Origin of the sequence: Anabaena azotica SJ-1 (genome assembly GCF_047275885.1) — a bacterium.
Classification (GTDB): domain Bacteria; phylum Cyanobacteriota; class Cyanobacteriia; order Cyanobacteriales; family Nostocaceae; genus Trichormus_B; species Trichormus_B azotica_A.
Window position 1 is genome coordinate 2,634,809 of sequence record NZ_CP178454.1, and the last position, 20,056, is coordinate 2,654,864.

Here is a 20,056-nt window from a genome sequence, read left to right on the forward strand (position 1 = left end):
ATTAAGAAGTGATATAGAGGATAATAAGGTTAAGTTAAGGAAAATTATCTGTTGAAGTAGGTGTAAAGAATTAGCAATCGGAGAGCATGATGAAGAATATATTCTCTAATTCTTTCTCAAATCTTAGGGCTTTAACCAGGTTGCCTTGTGGAGAAAAAATAGAATCAATGATGATCATGTCAGATTTAACTGACAGGGCTTTATTGATAAATTCTTGTGGAGCAAAGGCTTCTATGACGTTGTATCCCTGAGTTTGTAGTATATCCGATATGGTTGTTAAGGTTGAGGCATTTTTATCGACAACTACAACTTTTTTACTAGAAGCACCTTGGGAAAGTAGGGAACGAATTTCATTGAGAAGTTTTTCTGTATTAATGGGTTTGGTGAGATAGCGATCAATACCACTGTGGTAGCCCCGTTCCTTATTTTCAATAATTGAAAGAATGATAATGGGAATGTCAGCTGTCTGGGGATCATTTTTGATCACAGCTGCTACGTCGAAGCCGTTGATTTGGGGCATCATTACGTCTAGAAGAATGAGATCGGGATGAACTGTTTTGATTTGATGAATTGTATCCATGCCATCTTTTGCTTCTTGAACGTTGTAACCTTCCTTTTCCAGTTGTTGACGCAGTAGTTCCCGAATGTTGGCATCATCATCTACTACCAGAATGGTTTTGTAGTTTTCATTCGGTATAGGGTTTGTGGTGATGGAGTATTTTTTGAGTTGTTTGACCTGGGTATCCAGATTCAAATTGACATTGGTGGGAGAAGTTATTTGGTCGGGGTTGGCATCGCTGATGCTGGTAGGAATGATGAAAGAGAATGTGCTGCCTTTGCCTAGCTCACTTTCTACCCAGATTTTACCGCCATGATGATCGATGATTTGTTTGCAAATGGGTAGTCCTAACCCTGTGCCTTTGGGTTTGTCGGTGAGGGTGTCACCTACTTGTCGGAATTTCTCGAATACTTTAGGCTGGTCTTCTGGTGCGATGCCAACGCCTGTGTCGATGACACTGATGCAAACACCTTCTTGTTCTTGTTTGACGCGGCAGGTGACTGAACCGAATTCGGTGAATTTAACGGCGTTGGAAATGAGGTTGATGAGGACTTGCAGTAACCTATAGCGATCGCCTACTATTTGCGGTAGTTCTGGTTCAATTTCACAGACTAACTGCAAGTCATGGGTTTTAAATAACCCTGCGGTGGAATTGGTGGCCCAATCTATTAAGTCGCTGACATCAAGGGGCTGCATTTGCCATTCCACTTTCCCTGCTTCCATTTTGGCAATGTCTAGGACATCGTTAATTAAAGATGTGAGTCGTTCTGCTTCTGAGACAATGATGTTGAGATTGTCACTCACTCGCTTGATTGTTTTCTGAAGTTTGCGGTCTTCACTGGAAATTATGGGAAACAAATCGGTTTCTAGTTTTTCTTTGATAATCGATGTAAAACCGAGGACAGAAGTTAGTGGTGTGCGTAACTCGTGGGAAACTGTGGAGATGAAATCGGTTTTCATTTTGTCGATTTCTTTTTCTGCTGTGACATCCCGAATGAGGATGACTGAGCCTATCCACTCTGCTGGTGCATCCTTAGATGCTTTTTTGAAGATGGTAGTTGCTATAGCTTGACCGATTTTTCCTGCTGCTAGATCGACTTCTGCACTAAAGATTTCTTGTGACCGCTTGTGAGTTGCCTTGACTAAATCGGCGATTTCAGATTGAGAAATTTCTCTATAGTCTTTGCCTTTGAGGTCAATGTCGCCTAATCGGAACATCTTTAGTAAAGCTGGATTAAATCGTGTAATTTGTCCGTTAATATCCGTAACAAGTAGTCCATCGGCGAGATTGTCAATAATGGCGGTTAGGTCTGCAAATGTTGTTTGCAGTTCTGCGTCTGCCTCTTGCCGTCGTAAGCGGGATAGGGTTACTAACCATGTTCCTACCCCTATCAACAGACTCAAAACAATATATAAGAAGAAAAGTTGATTAAAGGATCTCTGCGATCGCGCATTCAATAAAGTATAGGGAACATGGGTAATAATTTTCCAACTATAAGATTTGGCATCTACCCTTCCCTGACTGGAATCGAAAGCGCGGGCTGCCCCTGTACTGGATTTAGCCCCCTGGACTTCCAGCAGCGGATATATGGTTGTAAATGTGAATAACCCATCTATCGTTTGCAACTGTCCTGAATCCTGGGTGCTGATTTTCTGCCAGACACGAGGGTAAGCTTTTGCAAAAGTCCGGTCTTTACGGTCTTCGTACATGAAGCCCCATTCATCCTCTGGCTTTGAACCCTTGAGCCAATAGCCATTGGTGTTGATCAGCAGGGTTTCGCCTAAACTTGTAGAGTTGTCTTTTTTTAAGTTGTTGATGAATTTCTCACCCAGATAGTTAAGAACAACAATTCCTCGTTTCTGCCCCTGGAAATCAAATACAGGGGTGCCAAAACGGATCATGGGTTTGAGAGGTTTTTCAACCTTGCCCCGCTCAATATTTAAATCCAGCGGTGAAACAAAGACTTCCCCTGATTGGAGGGTGATGGTGTCCTTAAACCAGTAGCGTTTTGCCTGGACTTGCAGTTTGTTGTCAGGTACAACGCTGGGCTGACCTTGATTAAAGTTGACTCTGACAATTTCTTTGCCAGTTGTGTCCAGAAACCGAATTTGGTCGTAGAGTTGCTTATGCTCAGACATGGAAAGATACTCTTTAGCGATCGCCTGCCTCAACGCCAATATTTCCGCCGCACCTAAAGGTTGGTTGAGCATGGTTTGTAACTCGTTCTGGGTAGCCAAAAACATTAAGTCAGACTTAATCAAATTGAAGTCATTGGCAGCGGTTTTAGCCTGCAAGTTAACGTTACGGATTTCGTTGATAGAGATTGCCACCTCTTCAGCTTTGCTTTCTGCCCGATGAATGATCAACAACACGCCCCCAAGCAGAACAGACAGAGGTAAGAAGGTGATCAAGAATTGCTTGAGGAATCCTTGATGACCAATTTTGAGGAATTGAAAGTTGCTTTGCATAAGAGATATATCTAGAAGTTTCATTGATGGAAATGTGAACTGAAGTCAATATGGAAATTTCTTTATTGGTCTATATGAGGATAGTTAGGAGAAGATAAGTTGAATAACAAGGTGGCGTAAAGCTTGAGTACAACAGGATACTGTTGAAACATCTGGTAAATGTGTTCAGGTGATTTAGTGGCGACTTCTATATTTTGCAACGCAAGTCGTCGAATCAATTGAGCGTGAAGGATGAGTAAGTCCTTTGGTTTGAGCATTGGAGCTTTTGAGGGAAAGAATCCATTTGCATCAGGAGTGATGGATGATTGAGTTTTGGTAGTCGGCGGAGTGATAGCTATTGTAGGGGCTGAGATTCTGCCATTCTGCTCTTGAGAACTGGTGTTCACTGGACAATTAATTGGAATCTGAATCCAAAATTCTGTCCCTTTACCCGGCTGAGAACAACACTTAATCAGACCTTTGTGTCTATCCACAACTATTTGGTGGCTGATTGCCATGCCTAACCCTGTTCCTTTGCCCACGTCCTTTGTGGTGAAGAAGGGATCATAGATCCGTTGCATTACTTCCTCGTTCATCCCCTGTCCGTTGTCAATAATGCGGATCACTACCCACTGGTGATCGAGGATTTGAGTATGGATAATGATTTGAGGAGTATATGTAGATGTTTCCCTATTCGCCATTTCTTTCTCCAGTGCATCAATGGCATTGGAAAGGATGTTCATAAACAACTGATTTAACTGTCCTGGGTAACATTCAATCAGGGGCAGTTTGCCATAGTCTTTAACAATTTCAATTACAGGACGGTCAATAGCTGCTTTTAGGCGATGGTGAAGAATCATCAGCGTCCCGTCAATGCCTTCGTGGATGTTGACGGCTTTCATTTCCGATTCGTCATGACGGGAGAAATTTTTCAGAGATTGCACAATTTCCGCGATGCGATTCGCACCCAGTTTCATCGAATCCAGTAGTTTGGGGAGATCCTGGATAATAAATTCCAAATCTACAGTCTCTATATTTGATTGCAAATCGAACGGAACAACGGGGAAAAATTTCTGATAGTCTTGCAGCAGATGTAATAAGTCCAGTGCGTAGTCGGCTACATATCTTAAATTGCCACAAATGAAGTTCAGTGGATTATTGATTTCGTGGGCAACTCCAGCCACAAGTTGTCCCAGACTCGACATTTTCTCGCTTTGGATTAATTGGATTTGTGCTAGTTGCAATTCATAAAGAGTTTGCTGAAGCTTCTGGGCTTGTACTTGTGCCTGGGTAGCTATATGCATACTTTGTTCGTACAGCATAGCTTTTTCAATGGCGATCGCTGTTTGAGAGGCAAACATATTCATCAACTTGAGGTGTTCAGCTTTGTATGCTTCGGTTTTAGATGTGCCAATGGCGATCGCACCCAATACCCGCTCTTTGGCTCTCAACGGTACACAAATCAAGGCATTAACGTTTTTCTCTTTCCATAATCGAGCATCGGCTTGTACATTATTGATGAGTTCTGCTCGACCAGATGCCACAATCTGTCCAATAATTCCCTGACCCAGTTTCAGCTGATTGTCATGAAAAAACATTCCAAATTCAGCAATGATTTCAAATTCATTTGTATCCGGATTGAGCAGCAGAATCATCCCCGCAGACGATTCAATCAATTGATTCATTTGCTGAAGCACTAGTTGGGCTATCTGTCGTCTATCCAAACTCGTTGTCAGTTGAGTAGATATATCCTCAAACAAATCAATTTCTTGATACCTCTCCAGTAATTCCTTCGCCAGTTCTTTCTTCTCTGCTTCCTGTTTTGCCAGAAATGACAGCAAACTTGCTAATGTAGTGGCCTGTTCTCCCCCAACAACCCAACCAATAATTTCTCCTGATACCTCAATGGGATATCGGTTTTCTTCCGTTTGTGTTCCAATGCTGATCAGTTTTGTGCCGTCTACTAATTCAACATCAATGGCAATCTTCAACTGTTGCACTAAATCCTGAACCAGTGAAGACAACTCTTTTTTGTTAATAATCTTTCTGAGGCTAATCGTGGACATGAAACACCTCATCTAGAGCAGGTGGCAACTTGACTGTATTCAAACTAAGCAGGTAATCAATTTTATCCGCTACTTCTGCCACCAGACATCCCCGTAATATTTTGGACATTTTATCATTTGGCACACCTGGCAGTCGAGCTTGTTGTTCCAGCCTTCCATATTCTAAAGATTGGACTTGAGCGCAGAACAGGTTGAGGATTTCAGCACCCAGGCTTTGCCAGTTGCAGACATCGCTTGTAAATACTTTTTTATGCTTTTTAATAGCCACTAAGAATTGGTAAGTATAGCAATTGATTTCTACTAAAAACGCCCATTTATGTGTCATCCTACTTTTCTCCAGTTAATAATATTACTTTTACCTAACAGCAAAATTAGTGAGTATTCATTGGTCACAATTTAAGATAAAAACAATTTTTTTCAACGAGTATAACTACTTAAAGTTATTTAGAAGTAGTCTAAAAGAGAAAGAAAAATACAGATCAATCTGTTAAAGCCCACATTCCGCACCTGATTCTTACAAGCGGTAATCACTGTTGATAAAAATATAAAAAGTATAAAAATATACAAATTTAATGCCAAAAAAACATTTGATTCGGTCATGAATATCTTACAATGATACTAAGCTTTATTCTCAATAAACTGCAATAAAAATAAGAGCCAATTTATTCTACTCTGATAAATAAATAACTATACTTAATAATATATTGATTCTTATTAAGAAGAACCTATGCTTATAAACATAAACTTAAAACATACTACATCTTAATTGATGCTAATTATTGTGGTGATTCTACCATTAATTCTTATCTTGTCTAATTCTCAAATCCTTCTGCCACAAAGCGATTAGCCACGACTGACTATCGCTATTTTTTAGTTGCACTTGTTGTGATCAACTAATTTTTCTAAACTTGAGTATTTCTAATTTTGCCCCCTTTGCTTCTTAGTGACAAAACGCCCCTTCTTCCTCAGCAACACCATTTAATGATAATTATTTGCATTAAGTCTTTCTAGTTATTAGCCTTTTTATACTACTTTATTAGTATTATAACCGTGTGACAATGGGGTTACAAATCTTGAGTTAAAAGAGTATAAAAATTTATCCCCTCCATCTCATGACAAAGGGGGTGAAAAGGTTAAGCAGTGAAATACTTCGCTACAGGGTGATAAGTAATTATTGCCGTTGTAGACTGTTCAGGATATAACTGTTCACTTTCATCCATGAACATCTTCATCCTGTCAGTTCCCAATAACTCCAACTGCTTAAACTGATCCTGAATATTCGGACAAGCAGGATAGCCAAAACTATACCGAGAACCTTGATAACGCTGCGCCAACATATCCCGAATATTATCCGGTTCAGCGTCAGCAAACCCCAACTCCCGGCGAATTCTAGCGTGAGTCCATTCCGCTAAAGCCTCAGCTACCTGCACCGCCATACCATGAAAATACAGATAATCAGTGTATTGATTATCAGCAAATAACTTTTGTGCGAACTCTGTCGCTACTTCCCCCACAGTCACCGCTTGCATTGGGAAAACATCAATTATTCCCGACTCCTTCGGTGCAAAGAAATCTGCAATACAATATCTCTTCCCAGAACGTTGACGGGGAAACTCAAAACTAGCAATTTGTTGTGATTGATTTTCCAGATCATATATATGTAGAGAATTGCCCTCAGACTGACAAGGAAAATACCCATAAATTACTTGAGGATGCAATAGTTTTTCCTCAATAATTCGATGTTTCCAATCTTCTAAAATCGGATAAACCTTCTCAGCTAGAAATGCCTGATATTCCTCCTTAGATTGTTCCTTTGGTTTGCGGAATTGCCACTGTCCAGCCACCAAAGCTTGCAAATCCAAATACCAGAATAATTGCTCTAGAGAGATATCGTCAGGTTGTAAAAATTGTGTACCCCAAAAAGGTGGTCGAGGACGCTCAATATCTATTTCTACAGCTTCAGAACGACGGGTATCTATTTCCTTTGGTTCAGCAGCTACTTGATCTTTAACAGAATTATCTACTGTTTCTTGATGACCATTATTTAATTCGGCAAATTCTTCTACTTCATCCAAAAATCCCTTTAAATCATCCCAATCACCTGCCATTTTTGCTGGCATTAATTTATCCATGAAATGCAAATCAGAAAAAGCATCTTTGCCATAAACAACTTTACCTTTATAAGTTCCTTGGCAATCTTGAGTTACAAATTTAGGAGTTAAAGCCGCACCACCTAAAATTACAGGTACAGTAATTCCTTTTTCGTTAAAAACCTGCAAGTTTTCTTTCATGAAAGCGGTAGATTTTACCAGCAAACCACTCATGGCAATACAATCAGGTTTATACTGTTCGTAAGCTTGAATGATGTTTTCTACGGATTGCTTAATTCCCAAATTAATCACCTTGTAACCATTATTGGACAAGATGATATCTACCAGGTTTTTACCAATGTCGTGAACATCTCCTTTTACCGTCGCAATAACAAAAGTTCCCTTAGCATTATTACCAGATTCTGATTTTTCCATAAACGGTTCAAGATAAGCAACCGCAGCTTTCATGGTTTCCGCTGATTGTAAAACAAAAGGAAGTTGCATTTGTCCTGAACCGAACAATTCACCTACAACTTTCATTCCATCTAACAGGAAAGTATTGATGATTTCTAAGGGAGGATATTGTTCTAAAGCTTTTGTCAATTGTGTTTCTAAACCAATCCGTTCTCCGTCGATAATATGCCGTTTCAAACGTTCTTCTATTGGTAAACTTTCATCAACGCCGGTGCTACGTTTAGTTTTGACTCCTGCAAAAATGGTTGTTAGTTCTCCTAAAGGATCATAAATGCAGACATCACCATCAAATTTTCGTTCATCGTAGATTAACTGACGACAAACTTCTTGATGCTGAGGTTCAATTTTAGCTAGTGGTAAAATTTTACTGGCGCTAACAATTGCTGCATCCATTCCCGCTGTCATTGCTTCATGCAAAAACATTGAGTTCAAGACAATTCGCGATGCTGGGTTTAAACCAAAAGATATGTTAGAAACACCCAAAATTACATGACATCCAGGCAATTCTTGACGAATACGGCGAATTGACTCAATTGTGGCTTTGCCATTTTTCCGGTCTTCTTCAATCCCCGTAGAAATTGGTAAAGCCAGAGTATCAAAAAATATTTCTGTGGGAGCAATACCATACTCTACTGCTTGGCGATAAGCACGTTGAGCAATTTGAAATTTTTGCTCTGCTGTTCGTGCCATGCCATCTTCATCAATTGTACCAATAATGACACCAGCACCATATTTTTTGGCTAATTCTAGCACCTTCAAAAAGCGCGGTTCGCCGTCTTCATAGTTGGTAGAATTGAGTAAACATTTACCACCAGCAACTTTTAACCCCGCTTCCATTTTTTCCCATTCGGTGGAATCGAGCATTAATGGTAAAGTCACATTATTGACAATGCGGGAAACCAACTCGTGCATATCACGCACGCCATCACGCCCTACATAATCAACGTTAACATCTAAAATGTGTGCGCCTTCTTTAACTTGCGATCGCGCCATCGACACCAAACCATCCCAATCTTCCGCGTTCAGTAAATCACGACATTTTTTAGACCCACTGGCGTTAAGACGTTCACCGACTATCAAGAAAGAATTATCTTGGGTGTATGGCTGAGTAGTATAAATTGAAGCTGCCGCTGGTTCTAAACTCGGTTGTCTAACTTTCGGTTTTAAATCCTTGGCAATTTCTGCTAACTGTTGAATATGTTCAGGTCTTGTCCCACAGCAACCCCCAATCACTTGGACACCCAAATCTTCAACAAAATGCATTAACGCCATGCGTAATTCCACAGGCGTAAGTTTGTAATGTGCTTGACCACCAATATTTTCCGGTAAACCCGCATTGGGAATACAGGAAACAACAAAAGGCGAATGTTCTGATAAATACTTGATATGTGGTTTCATCAAGTCGGGACCAGTGGCACAGTTTAAGCCGAGAATATCAATGGGATAAGGTGCTAAAATCGTCAAAACAGCAGCAATTTCCGTACCTACCAGCATTGTCCCCATGCTTTCCATAGTCACGGAAACCATTAAGGGTCTTCTTTCACTTTTTTTAGCAAAAACTTCCTCAATAGCATTCAAAGCAGCTTTAATTTGCAGCACATCTTGGCAAGTTTCCACCAAAAATAAATCAACACCACCATCAAACAAAGCTTCCGCTTGTTCAGCAAACGAAGCTTTCATGGTGTCAAAATCAATATGTCCCAAGGTAGGGAGTTTGGTAGTAGGACCAATAGAACCAGCAACAAAGCGGGGTTTTTCAGGGGTAGAAAATTCAGCCGCAACGCTTTTAGCTAATTCTGCCGCTTTCTTACTGAGATAATAAGCTTGGTCTGCTAAGTCGTATTCTGCCAGAACTATGGACATAGCCCCAAAGGTGTCAGTTTCAATAACATCAGCACCAGCGGATAGAAAGTCACGGTGAACTTGGGCTACAGCTTCCGGTTTACTGTGAACCAAATATTCGTTACAACCTTCATACTGTGCGCCACCAAAATCTTCTGCTGTCAGGTTTTGGGTTTGTAGGTTAGTTCCCATCGCACCGTCAAAAACGATAACGGGACGTTCTGGACTATGTAGCCGTTCTAGGAAGGGATGTGTCATATTGTCTGAGAAACAATTTAGTTAATCTGGTAATAATAGACGTATATTTATTATTTTCCAAAATTTTGATACTGGAGGTAAAATCGACATAAATAAAATATCTTAATGCTTAAAAGAGCCTTTTAGCACAACCACGTTGCAATAGGTTTTTACTGGTAATTTTATTTTGTATCTACCACAACCTGAATATTGAGAAGGTTAAAATAAATCTACAGACAGAGGGAGAGGTAAAAAAAATTATCTAAGCTGATTTTTAGTATATCATTATACTTTTTGTTGCACATCGAAATATTACTATTCATGCCAGTAATTTTATCATTATTTAGATATATGAGATTTAGGGATTGGGCATCTAGAGTCACGCTCATTTTTTTAATGTTTGCTACTCTGATTTTGGTAGTATTTATGAGTGGGTCGAGACAGATACAAAGTCATAGCAATGCTTCCACTTCAGAAGCGTCTGTTGGAAGTCAATATCCACAAGCACAATTTCAGTCAGTAATAACCACAGAGGAAAAAAAGCAAACTTTATCTAAAGCACCTGTTAATAATCAAAATCAAATTAATAAAATTAATACCCAATACGTCACTACTGCCGCTTTTTCCCAGTATAAGCCCAATTTAGCCAGGGCTGAAGTAGACCCTAGCAATTATGGAGAACGATATCCCAAAGATGCTAATGGTGTACCACTCAATAATCAGCCTCTGATCGTACTCCATGAAACTACTAATTCTGCTTCTAGTGCAGTTAATTTTTTTCAGACACCACACGATGATGAAGATGTACAAGCAAGTTATCATGCGTTAATTACACTCGATGGCACAGTAATTTATTTAGTACCTCCAGACAAACGCGCCTTTGGTGCAGGTAATTCTGTTTTTAAGGGTGTTAATGGTGTGGAAACTGTACAGACTAATCCCCACTTACCACCATCTGTAAATAATTTTGCTTATCATGTTTCCTTAGAAACTCCTCGTGATGCTTGGGGAAAAACTAATATCGAGGAACACAGCGGTTATACTGAGGTTCAATATAATTCTTTAGCTTGGTTAATTGCTCAAAGTCAAGTTTCAGATGATAGAATAACAACCCATCGCGCTGTAGATATTGCTAATGGGAAAGTTGATCCGTTAAGTTTTGATTTTGATAAGTTTTTTAATAAGTTGCATAGTTTTCGTAAGTTAAGAACTGTTAATACTGCGACAAGGTAAATAAGATATTTATTTTAAGGTTTAAAGTCTTTTTGTTTTTCTAGTTCTTCAATTAGAAGATGTACTTTTGTTGATGGGTTTGTACATCCATCTTCGTTAGGGTGTTTTTGTTCTAATTTAATCGCGTGATTAATTGCTGTTTTTTGGTTGGGTTTTAACTTTTCATATAGCGACTTATCACTTTTATCATAATTTTTTCCCTGCTTGAGAATACCTGCTGTTCTCATTTCTGATTCTAGTTTGGGACGTAATTCTTTATAACTAGTAAATGGACTGGTAGTGTAGCAATAATGCAGTAAAAACCAAAATTCAAAACAGGGTATTGATGTAATAGGAGTAAAATTATATTTCTTTGCAGTGCTGAGAGCTTTTTTATATTTCTCTGGTTTGTTATCATCATCAAATACACAAAATACTTGATCATATTTTGGCTTACCTAATTTATCACTTTGCTGTTGTTTTTCTTGATATAATATATAAGCTTGATTAACAATTTCAAGAGGATCACCACCAGAAGCAGAAACTATTTTAACATCAGTTGTTGATAATTTAAGTTCACGTTCCAAAGACTTAAAATAGTTATATTCTGTTTCTTACCCTTCAACTACAATTAAAAAGTAGCTTCTAGATTCTAGATTTCTTGAACTTCTTTTTAGATTATTGGTAGATTTTCCCCGTGGCATATTTTTTTAAATCTCTAAATACTTAAACCATTAATAAAAGGAATAGCACCATAACGACCTAGTAAGTAACCTTTTTGTAATGATTCATCTTCACGTGGTCGAAAATCTAGTAATGAATATAGTTTTGTCATACTTTTATCTTTTTCGGTCAACCAAATTTGATCCGGTCTAAATATCTCAGCATCTAAAAGAGATGTATCATGGGTTGTAAATATTAGTTGGGCATTATTTTTATTAATTTCTGGATCATTAAACATTTTTACTAATGCTTTAGAAAGAACTGGATGCAGACTTGTATCTAGTTCATCTATTATTAATATTTCTCCTTTTTGTAAAACATATAACCAATATCCTGCTATTTCAAATAAACGTTGTGTTCCTGTAGATTCTTCCGTTATATCAAATTCTATTTCTTCTTCAGAATCATTCATTTTATGAATTGTTATAACATCAAATTCCTCAAGAGTATCAAGAGTTTCTTCAGCCATATATTGGAGGTCAGCTTTTTGATTAATAAATTGGAGATGAAAAGGATTCATTTTACTTAATTCTTCAGATGTCAATCTGGGGTCAATCTGAATCTCAATATTTGAAATGCCAATATCTGCCTCTGTGATTAATTTAGCAAATTTCTGTTTTAAAGAACTATCTTTATTCAAAATACTAAGGGGAAAACCTATATCAGTATACCCATGGATAAGAAAATTTATCTGGTCACTAAAAAATTTAAATATTTCGGTTAATTGAGGATGGTTATTCTGTGCAGCATGAGATAAAAATAAAGAATTATACCGCACAAATTTACTAATAATTTTTTTCTCTCCCTTCAGTCCTTTACCAAAAGACCATTGATATAATTCATCTATTTGTAGTTCTGAATTATCAGGCATAGATTGACGAGAAAACCAGTTTTGTTGTCGTTCATTTGGATATGCAATTAACCATTCTTCATAAATTCTTTCTTGATTGGCAGAAACCCCATATTCATAGCGTGTACCTTTATGAATGAAAATTACTTCAAATGTGGTGGGTTGTTTCGGAGATTCACTATTTAATTTAAATGGTTCAATAGGTAATTTATCACCAGATTGCATCCTACTAGCCGAATTAATTACAAGATTTTTCAGGGTTTGCATAGCTTTGAGTAAATTACTTTTACCTGAAGCATTTGAACCATAAATTACAGCACTTTTAACCAAGCGTAAATTATCAGTGTTTGGCATAGGAAAAGTGTTACTATTTAGCATGGTTTCATCTTCAGCAGCTACCATACTTAATGTTTGCTTTTCTTGAAAAGAACGATAATTTTCTACGCTAAATTCTACAAGCATGACTTTATGATTAATTCGCTATCTGCACTTACCCACAAATTGTTACAAACAGGATAAGTTATACATTTTATTACAGAATAATGCCTAGTTTATAGTAAATTCTCAACAATCTACTTTTATTTGTGGGATGACTCAAGCATACAGAAATAATAAACAAAAATAAACAAATAGCTCTAGCTGTAAAGCTAGAGCTTTATCAATGTTTTTAAATTTAGCCAATCCTACTTACTAAAACTATAAATCTGTTGTGTCTGCAAGCGATCGCTCAAAGAAGAGGGTAGTACATCAGAACTAAAAGCCTGACGATCTAGCTGTACTTGCAAATTAGTCAGAGGATCACTACCAGAAGAAACTAAGAAATCTAACTTCTGGACATAGGGTAAATTCAGTATTTGATCCAAAATTTGACAAATAGCTTGTAAATAAGGATGCCCCTTCTGTTCATACCAATCAGTATCGGCAATATTTGGCTGATCAAATCCTAAATGAACAGTTAAAGATGGTTGATCAAATAGAGCGATTCCTAACGGACGAGCTTCTTCCTGTAACAGCAAATGATTATTTTTTGCTAAATGACGCAATTTTTCTAAACGCTCATAACGTTGTGTGACTAATTCCGGTTCATCTTCCCAATGTAATGCTACTGTCACCAGATAAGTTTGTAGCAACATATGTCCCAACTTTTTGGCTTTAGTTGCTAAGTAATAAGAGTTGTAATCATTAGCTTCAATCAATAAAGGCACTCGATCTACAACTTCCAAGCCGTAGCCCTTCACACCAGCAATTTTACGAGGATTATTGGTAATTAGGCGAATTTTTTTAATCCCCAAATCCATAAGTATTTGCGCCCCCATTCCATAGTCGCGCAAATCAGCAGGAAAACCCAAACGTTCATTTGCTTCGACTGTATCCAGTCCCATATCTTGCAAAGAATAAGCCTTGAGTTTATTAATCAAGCCGATACCCCGTCCTTCTTGACGCAGGTAAACAACCACACCTTGACCAGCATTTTCAATCATTTTCAATGCGGAATTTAACTGCATTCTACAGTCACAGCGCAAAGAACCTAAAGCATCACCCGTTAAACATTCCGAATGCATCCGCACCATCACAGCCTCATCTCGGAAATTTGCTGGGTCGCCCTTGACGATCGCTACATGGTCAGTATTATCTAAGGTGTGGCGGTAGCCATAAATATCAAATTGACCAAATTGACTGGGTAGCTTGGTAACTATTTCTCGATATACCAAGCGATCGTTTTGGAGACGATAGCTGATCAGATCGGCAATGCTAATAATTTTAAGTTTATGGGTTTTAGCATATTCGATTAACTGCTGTAATCTTGCCATTGAACCATCAGGATTTTGAATTTCACAGATTACCCCAGCGGGGTATAATCCTGCTAATCTTGCTAAATCTACTGCTGCTTCTGTGTGTCCTGCGCGTTTGAGTACACCTCCAGCTTTAGCCCGAATCGGGAAAATATGCCCAGGACGACGTAAATCCAGCGGCTGTGTGGCAGGATTGAGGGTAACTTGAATAGTACGGGCGCGGTCTTCTGCGGAAATGCCAGTGCTAACGCCCAAGTGAGGCCCAGCGTCAATACTGACAGTAAAAGCAGTCTGGTTAGTATCTGTAATGTTACTCACCATTAATGGTAAGTCTAGTTCGTCCAGGCGATCGCCCGTCATGGCTAGACAAATTAGCCCTCTGGCTTCTACCGCCATGAAATTTATCATGTCAGGAGTAGCAAATTGGGCAGCACAAATTAAATCGCCTTCATTTTCTCGATTTTCGTCATCTACCACCACAATGACACGACCAGCTTTCAGGTCGGCTAAAGCGGCATCAATAGAATCAAATTCAAAGGCTTGGCTAGTCTTAGGCTGTGACACAGAAAATTTCCAGCTACCAACGTAAATTTTTTTAACAATTTCTTATTGTAAATTGTAGCTTGTTTATCGAAACCAGATATTGTCCTAGATAACTAATCTATCTTTTGCTTAACAGAAAATAGTTCATATATACTATATAAGTATAAAATCTTAAGATACACAGAGTCTAAAGCTATGGATTGTGCTGAGATAGTTAAATTGTTAGGTAAACCCTATTTTTAAGCCCCTAATTGTCTTATTTATAATTTAGATTGTTTAGAGGCAATGGCATTTTTACCAGATGAATTAATTGATTTAACTGTTACCAGCCCGCCTTATAATATTGGTAAAGAATATAAAAATACATTACCATTAGATGATTATATAAATTGGTGTGAAAAATGGATACATGAAGTCTATCGTCTCACTTCGTCAAGATTATTGTGATATTGCTGCTAATAGAATTGATAATTTTTTGAGTGAGAATAAGAGTACATTTAAACAGTTATCACTTATTTGATAAAGGTAAATCAAATAATTTGTAGCGTTTTACATCTAAACTTGATCTGGCTTGTTGTCCAGTTTTAGTTGTTTGTCCTTGCCAGTCTTCTTGATCTATCCACCCAAAACGGACAAGCCTTATTTTTGGCTGAGTCAACGATAAATTACCATTTTTTTTGTTTTCTTTTTTATATTATCAAAATTGATAATTAGATAGTATACTGATTTACTCTTCTTGGTTTTGCCAGTAGTGCTTTCTTGTGCATAACTCCTATTTCCAAAAAACCACGAGGACTGGAAGAAGTTTTAATTTCAATAGAAAAACTGTCATCTGGGATATAAACTAAATCTTTTTCTGTAGTATTTTGTTCTCGTCGCCATAGATGAGGATATCTACTAAATAATTCCAATGGAATCAATTCATGTAATAGTGAACCAATAATTTGCGGACTAGGAAATATATCTTTTCCTATTTTATATCCGCGACTGGTAATACTAGAATCAAATATTTCATCCCACACATCAAGAATGATTTCATAAATCTCATTAACATCTAGGGGATGTTGTGCTATCAGTTCTTTAGTTTTATCTGCCCACTTTTCAAAGGGAATGCCAGAATAAGGAGATACCATCTAATCTAAGCCTTGCAATAATTCACTGGGTGACATTCCCAAAGCATGGGCAATCAGAATAATATTCAACAACGCAATATTTCTTTCACCACGTTCAACACCACCTATGTAGTTGCGATGTAGTCCTGCTAGTTCTGCTAACTGTTCTTGGGAAAGACCCTTGGCTTTTCTGACTTTGCGAACGGTTTCGCCAAATTGTTGGAGTTGAGAATCTTCAGTCACATAAAGAACATAATGTTTACTGGTAAGAGATTTCTACACACTATAAGTGTGATTTTTTGATAAAGATCAATTCATAAGTACACTAAAAGCAGCTATTTGCTATAAAATGCAGCGAAAGTTCAATAATAAATAGGTGATCACCAATGAGCTAATAGCTCGATTGTTGATAGTTGATAATGAATTAACCAAAAGCGGATAAGGATTTCAGATCATGGGTAATTTAAGGCGCGTACCAGTTGGAATTGTTGGCGCGTCAGGTTATGGCGGAGTGCAACTAGTTCGACTCTTGATGGATCATCCAGAAGTTGAATTGGTTTATTTAGGTGGTGAAAGCAGCGCCGGCAAAACCTTTGCTGATCTTTACCCCCATCTGGGTAATATAATTAACCTAAAAATTGAAGCGGTAGATCCAGAAATCATTGCTAGTAGATGTGAAGTGGTGTTTCTGTCCTTACCCAATGGTTTAGCCTGTCAAATCACTCCCCAACTTATAGAAAAAGGATGTAAAGTGCTGGATCTGAGTGCAGATTACAGATTCAGTGACTTAGCAACTTATATAACTTGGTATGGTACACAAAGAAGCGATCGCAGCATTGCAGCTACAGCAGTTTATGGATTACCAGAATTGTACCGCGATCGCATCGCCGAATCTCAACTCATTGGCTGTCCTGGTTGCTATCCCACAGCCAGCCTACTCGCCCTTTCACCACTCCTGAAACAAGGCTTAATTGTCCCAGAAACAGCGATAATTGACGCTAAATCTGGCACATCTGGCGGTGGTAGACAAGGTAAAATTAACCTCTTATTAGCCGAAGCAGACAACTCTCTAGGGGCTTATAACGTCGCCCGTCACCGCCACACCCCAGAAATCGAGCAAATTTGTAGCGACTTAGCAGGACACGAAGTCACAATCCAATTTACACCCCATCTCATTCCTATGGTGCGGGGAATATTAGCCACCGTCTACGCTACACTGCGAGATCCCGGTTTAGTTCGTGATGATTTAATCACAATTTACACCGCTTTTTACCGTAATTCTCCATGGGTAAAAATCTGTAATAGTGGCACTTACCCCCAAACTAAATGGGCTTGTGGCAGTAACGCTTGCTATATCGGCATAGAAGTAGACCCACGCACAGGCCGCGTCATCGTCATGTCAGCCATTGACAACCTGATTAAAGGTCAAGCTGGACAAGCAATTCAGTGTATGAACCTGATGCTAGGCTGGGATGAAACTTTGGGATTGCCCAAAGTCGGATTTTATCCATAGGAGGCAGGAGGCAGAAGGCAGGAGGCAGAAGGCAAAAGTTAATATTCTCCCCCTACACCCCTGCTTTCTTCACTGTCACCTGTCACCTGTCACCTGTCACCTGTCACCTATTTCGGTCCTAAACCCACAGTACCAGCATAAACAGCGCGATCGCCTAATTCATCTTCAATTCTGAGTAAACGATTGTATTTTGCTACCCGTTCACTACGACAAAGAGAACCAGTTTTAATTTGACCTGCGCGAGTAGCTACAGCCAAATCAGCAATGGTTGTATCCTCTGTTTCACCAGAACGGTGGCTAATGACTGACCGGAAACCGTTGCGAGTAGCTAAATCAATGGTTTCTAAAGTTTCAGTCAGTGAACCGATTTGATTCAACTTAATCAAAATCGAATTACCTGCTTTTTGCTCAATCCCTTTTTGTAAGCGAGTAGCATTAGTAACAAATAAATCATCACCCACCAACTGCACTCGTGAACCCAACTTCTGAGTCAGTAATTGCCAGCTTTGCCAATCTTCCTCATGTAAACCATCTTCAATGGAAACAATCGGATATTGGTCAACCAACTGCCCTAAATAATCAATAAACTCAACTGGGCTATGGGGTTTACCATCATAAACATACTGCCCATTTTTGTAAAACTCACTTGCTGCCACATCTAAAGCTAAAGCAACTTCTTCCCCAGGCTTGTAACCAGCTTGTTTAATAGCAGCTACCAATAATTCTAAAGCCACTTGGTTAGATTCCAGGTTAGGTGCAAAACCACCTTCATCACCAACACCTGTTAGCAAACCTTTATCATCCAAAACCTTACTGAGAGTTGCAAACACTTCCGCACCCCAACGCAAAGCTTCCTGGAACGAAGGCGCACCGACGGGTACAATCATAAACTCTTGGAAATCGACATTATTAGCTGCGTGCGCCCCACCATTGATCACATTCATCAAAGGTACAGGTAGCAAATTTGCCAAAGGACCACCCAAATAGCGATACAAAGGAATTCCCAAAGACTCAGCACCAGCTTTAGCAGCTGCTAGTGAAATCGACAAAATTGCATTTGCACCTAGATTAGCTTTATTGGGTGAACCATCCAAAGAAATCATCATTTTATCTAATGATTCTTGGTCTAGGGCATCCAAGCCTAACAATTGGGGTGCTAATGCTTCTTTCACATTCTGTACTGCTTTGAGTACCCCTTTGCCACCATAACGGCTTTTATCACCATCTCGCAGTTCGTGGGCTTCAAAAGTACCTGTCGAAGCACCGCTAGGAACTTGCGCTAGTCCTACTGCACCATTAGCCAAATGTACTTCAGCTTCAATAGTTGGTCTTCCCCGTGAGTCAAGAATTTCGCGGGCGACAATAGCTTCAATAGCGGTATCCAGAAATTTTGTCATTTCTGCTTCGTCCTTTGTTTGTATCGTGTTTAAGGGTTCAGACTTTTCAGTTGAGTTCTGAACCAACCGTTAGTTTATGCGTTTCTGAGGCGAAATAGGCTGAGATTAAAGAAGATTTCCAATCATGAAGGGTTAAAGCAAACCTATTGAGTAATAAACAGAACATAGGTTACGGCTAAACTAAAATCCCAATTTCTCTAATAATGGTTTTGTCGAAACAATATGACGTTCTAAACCAAGTTCTTTGGGACTAACTCCCAGTGCCAAAGCAATTAATTGAGGTAAATGTAATACTGGTAAACCCAACCTTTTCTCAATTACTTTTTCTACTTCTGGCTGACGAGAATCTAAGTTTAAATGGCATAAGGGACAAGGTGTAACAATACAATCAGCACCAGCGACTAATGCTTCTTGAATGTGCATACCTGCCATTTTGAAAGATTCTGTAGTGGCATAGCTAGATAAAGGCCAACCACAACATTGAGTGCGTCCACGATAATAAATAGGTGTTGCACCTACTGCCCGAAAGACATTTTCCATAGCTTCTGGTTGGAATGGATCATCATAGGGCATGGATGTTTGAGCGCGGAGGAGATAACAGCCATAAAACGCTGCACACTTGATTCCACTTAACTTGCGGGTAACACGCTGGCTAATTTTCTCTAAGCCATAATCTGTTACTAAGGCATAAAGCAGATGTTTAACTTCTGTGCTTCCCTGATAAGGTGAACAACCTTCTTTTGCTAACAGTCCATTAACCTGATTCAAATAAGCGGGGTTGGTTGATTGGGATTCTTTCAAACGTTCGTCAACATGACCAATAACACCCTGACAAGTGCTACAATGTGTCAAAAGTGGTAGATTTAATTCTTCTGCTAAAGCAATATTCCTGGCGTTAACTGTATCTTCCAGCAATTGGGAGTCTTCTTTAAATGTACCTGAACCACAGCAAGAAGCTTTTTTGAGTTCAATTAATTCAATACCGAGTGCGTGTGTGAGCGCCTGAGTTGATAAATACAGTTCCCGACAGGCTCCTTGAGCAACACAACCGGGGTAGTAAGCGTATTTTAGCATTGGTGATAGCATAAGATTATATTTGTTTTAGAGCTTATATGTCCATGTTTATCTAAAATGAATAGCTTATAAAAGCAGCTTTTCTGCCTCCTACTTCCTGTTTTTTTCCGCTAATTACTAATA

At 38.8% G+C, this 20,056-nt stretch carries 14 protein-coding genes and 2 pseudogenes; 3 read left to right on the top strand and 13 right to left on the bottom strand.

Annotated features, from left to right (window positions below; genetic code table 11):
- Nucleotides 1–70 precede the first annotated feature (70 nt).
- The 4 genes from ACLLO5_RS11600 to metH form a co-directional block, all read right to left on the bottom strand.
- Entirely contained in the window at nt 71–3,028 is a 2,958-nt protein-coding gene (locus ACLLO5_RS11600) for an ATP-binding protein (protein ID WP_413175596.1), read from the bottom strand.
- Nucleotides 3,029–3,090: 62 nt separating this feature from the next.
- Entirely contained in the window at nt 3,091–5,073 is a 1,983-nt protein-coding gene (locus tag ACLLO5_RS11605; RefSeq protein WP_413175597.1) for an ATP-binding protein, read from the bottom strand.
- Entirely contained in the window at nt 5,060–5,398 is a 339-nt protein-coding gene (locus ACLLO5_RS11610) for a hypothetical protein (RefSeq protein WP_413175598.1), read from the bottom strand. Before ACLLO5_RS11610 ends, ACLLO5_RS11605 begins: the two co-directional genes overlap by 14 nt.
- Before the next feature lie 808 nt (nt 5,399–6,206).
- Entirely contained in the window at nt 6,207–9,737 is a 3,531-nt protein-coding gene (gene metH / locus ACLLO5_RS11615) for a methionine synthase (RefSeq protein ID WP_413175599.1), read from the bottom strand.
- 330 nt (nt 9,738–10,067) lie between these two features.
- On the opposite strand from metH, the gene ACLLO5_RS11620 reads away from it, so the two are divergent.
- Nucleotides 10,068–10,949 (top strand): peptidoglycan recognition family protein, encoded by an 882-nt coding sequence (locus ACLLO5_RS11620; RefSeq protein ID WP_413176073.1) that lies wholly within the window; start codon nt 10,068–10,070, stop codon nt 10,947–10,949.
- Between the two features lie 14 nt (nt 10,950–10,963).
- Here ACLLO5_RS11620 and ACLLO5_RS11625 read toward each other — a convergent pair.
- The 3 genes and pseudogenes from ACLLO5_RS11625 to ribBA form a co-directional block, all read right to left on the bottom strand.
- Nucleotides 10,964–11,530: pseudogene (locus tag ACLLO5_RS11625) on the bottom strand (RloB family protein); the annotation flags it as partial.
- A gap of 116 nt (nt 11,531–11,646) precedes the next feature.
- A complete protein-coding gene (locus ACLLO5_RS11630; protein WP_413175600.1) occupies nt 11,647–12,963 on the bottom strand; it encodes an AAA family ATPase in 1,317 nt (438 codons plus the stop codon).
- Between the two features lie 221 nt (nt 12,964–13,184).
- Nucleotides 13,185–14,858: a bifunctional 3,4-dihydroxy-2-butanone-4-phosphate synthase/GTP cyclohydrolase II gene (gene ribBA / locus ACLLO5_RS11635; protein WP_413175601.1), complete on the bottom strand. Its 1,674-nt coding sequence runs from the start codon at nt 14,856–14,858 to the stop codon at nt 13,185–13,187.
- A gap of 264 nt (nt 14,859–15,122) precedes the next feature.
- On the opposite strand from ribBA, the gene ACLLO5_RS11640 reads away from it, so the two are divergent.
- On the top strand, nt 15,123–15,284 hold the full coding sequence (locus ACLLO5_RS11640; RefSeq protein WP_413175602.1) for a DNA methyltransferase: 162 nt from the start codon (nt 15,123–15,125) through the stop codon (nt 15,282–15,284).
- A 61-nt stretch (nt 15,285–15,345) separates the two neighbouring features.
- Here ACLLO5_RS11640 and ACLLO5_RS11645 read toward each other — a convergent pair whose 3' ends face one another.
- From ACLLO5_RS11645 to ACLLO5_RS11660, 4 genes and pseudogenes are all read right to left on the bottom strand, one after another.
- Nucleotides 15,346–15,495 carry a ScaI family restriction endonuclease gene (locus tag ACLLO5_RS11645; RefSeq protein WP_413175603.1) on the bottom strand — a complete coding sequence of 50 codons (150 nt, stop codon included), beginning with the start codon at nt 15,493–15,495 and terminating at the stop codon, nt 15,346–15,348.
- Nucleotides 15,492–15,566: pseudogene (locus tag ACLLO5_RS11650) on the bottom strand (hypothetical protein); the annotation flags it as partial. The pseudogene ACLLO5_RS11650 and the gene ACLLO5_RS11645, both read right to left, overlap by 4 nt.
- Entirely contained in the window at nt 15,548–15,970 is a 423-nt protein-coding gene (locus ACLLO5_RS11655) for a ScaI family restriction endonuclease (RefSeq protein WP_413175604.1), read from the bottom strand. The gene ACLLO5_RS11655 and the pseudogene ACLLO5_RS11650, both read right to left, overlap by 19 nt.
- A complete protein-coding gene (locus ACLLO5_RS11660; RefSeq protein WP_413175605.1) occupies nt 15,971–16,192 on the bottom strand; it encodes a helix-turn-helix domain-containing protein in 222 nt (73 codons plus the stop codon).
- A 211-nt stretch (nt 16,193–16,403) separates the two neighbouring features.
- Between ACLLO5_RS11660 and argC the strand changes: the two genes are divergently transcribed.
- A complete protein-coding gene (argC, locus tag ACLLO5_RS11665) occupies nt 16,404–17,462 on the top strand; it encodes an N-acetyl-gamma-glutamyl-phosphate reductase (RefSeq protein ID WP_413175606.1) in 1,059 nt (352 codons plus the stop codon).
- Between the two features lie 107 nt (nt 17,463–17,569).
- On the opposite strand, the gene eno is transcribed toward argC, so the two are convergent.
- The gene (eno, locus tag ACLLO5_RS11670; protein ID WP_413175607.1) at nt 17,570–18,859 is read right to left on the bottom strand and encodes a phosphopyruvate hydratase; all 1,290 of its coding nucleotides are present in this window, start codon (nt 18,857–18,859) and stop codon (nt 17,570–17,572) included.
- 180 nt (nt 18,860–19,039) lie between these two features.
- Nucleotides 19,040–19,945, bottom strand: coding sequence for a CoB--CoM heterodisulfide reductase iron-sulfur subunit B family protein (locus ACLLO5_RS11675; protein WP_413175608.1), 906 nt, complete (start codon nt 19,943–19,945; stop codon nt 19,040–19,042).
- Nucleotides 19,946–20,056: the final 111 nt, after the last annotated feature.

What these genes read in the sequence shown, in the direction of transcription:
- ACLLO5_RS11600 (WP_413175596.1), bottom strand. Translation starts at nt 3,028, where the DNA reads ATGCAAAGCAACTTTCAATTCCTCAAAATTGGTCATCAAGGATTCCTC.
- ACLLO5_RS11605 (WP_413175597.1), bottom strand. Translation starts at nt 5,073, where the DNA reads ATGTCCACGATTAGCCTCAGAAAGATTATTAACAAAAAAGAGTTGTCT.
- ACLLO5_RS11610 (WP_413175598.1), bottom strand. Translation starts at nt 5,398, where the DNA reads ATGACACATAAATGGGCGTTTTTAGTAGAAATCAATTGCTATACTTAC.
- metH (WP_413175599.1), bottom strand. Translation starts at nt 9,737, where the DNA reads ATGACACATCCCTTCCTAGAACGGCTACATAGTCCAGAACGTCCCGTT.
- ACLLO5_RS11620 (WP_413176073.1), top strand. Translation starts at nt 10,068, where the DNA reads ATGAGATTTAGGGATTGGGCATCTAGAGTCACGCTCATTTTTTTAATG.
- ACLLO5_RS11630 (WP_413175600.1), bottom strand. Translation starts at nt 12,963, where the DNA reads ATGCTTGTAGAATTTAGCGTAGAAAATTATCGTTCTTTTCAAGAAAAG.
- ACLLO5_RS11640 (WP_413175602.1), top strand. Translation starts at nt 15,123, where the DNA reads ATGGCATTTTTACCAGATGAATTAATTGATTTAACTGTTACCAGCCCG.
- ACLLO5_RS11655 (WP_413175604.1), bottom strand. Translation starts at nt 15,970, where the DNA reads ATGGTATCTCCTTATTCTGGCATTCCCTTTGAAAAGTGGGCAGATAAA.
- argC (WP_413175606.1), top strand. Translation starts at nt 16,404, where the DNA reads ATGGGTAATTTAAGGCGCGTACCAGTTGGAATTGTTGGCGCGTCAGGT.
- eno (WP_413175607.1), bottom strand. Translation starts at nt 18,859, where the DNA reads ATGACAAAATTTCTGGATACCGCTATTGAAGCTATTGTCGCCCGCGAA.
- ACLLO5_RS11675 (WP_413175608.1), bottom strand. Translation starts at nt 19,945, where the DNA reads ATGCTATCACCAATGCTAAAATACGCTTACTACCCCGGTTGTGTTGCT.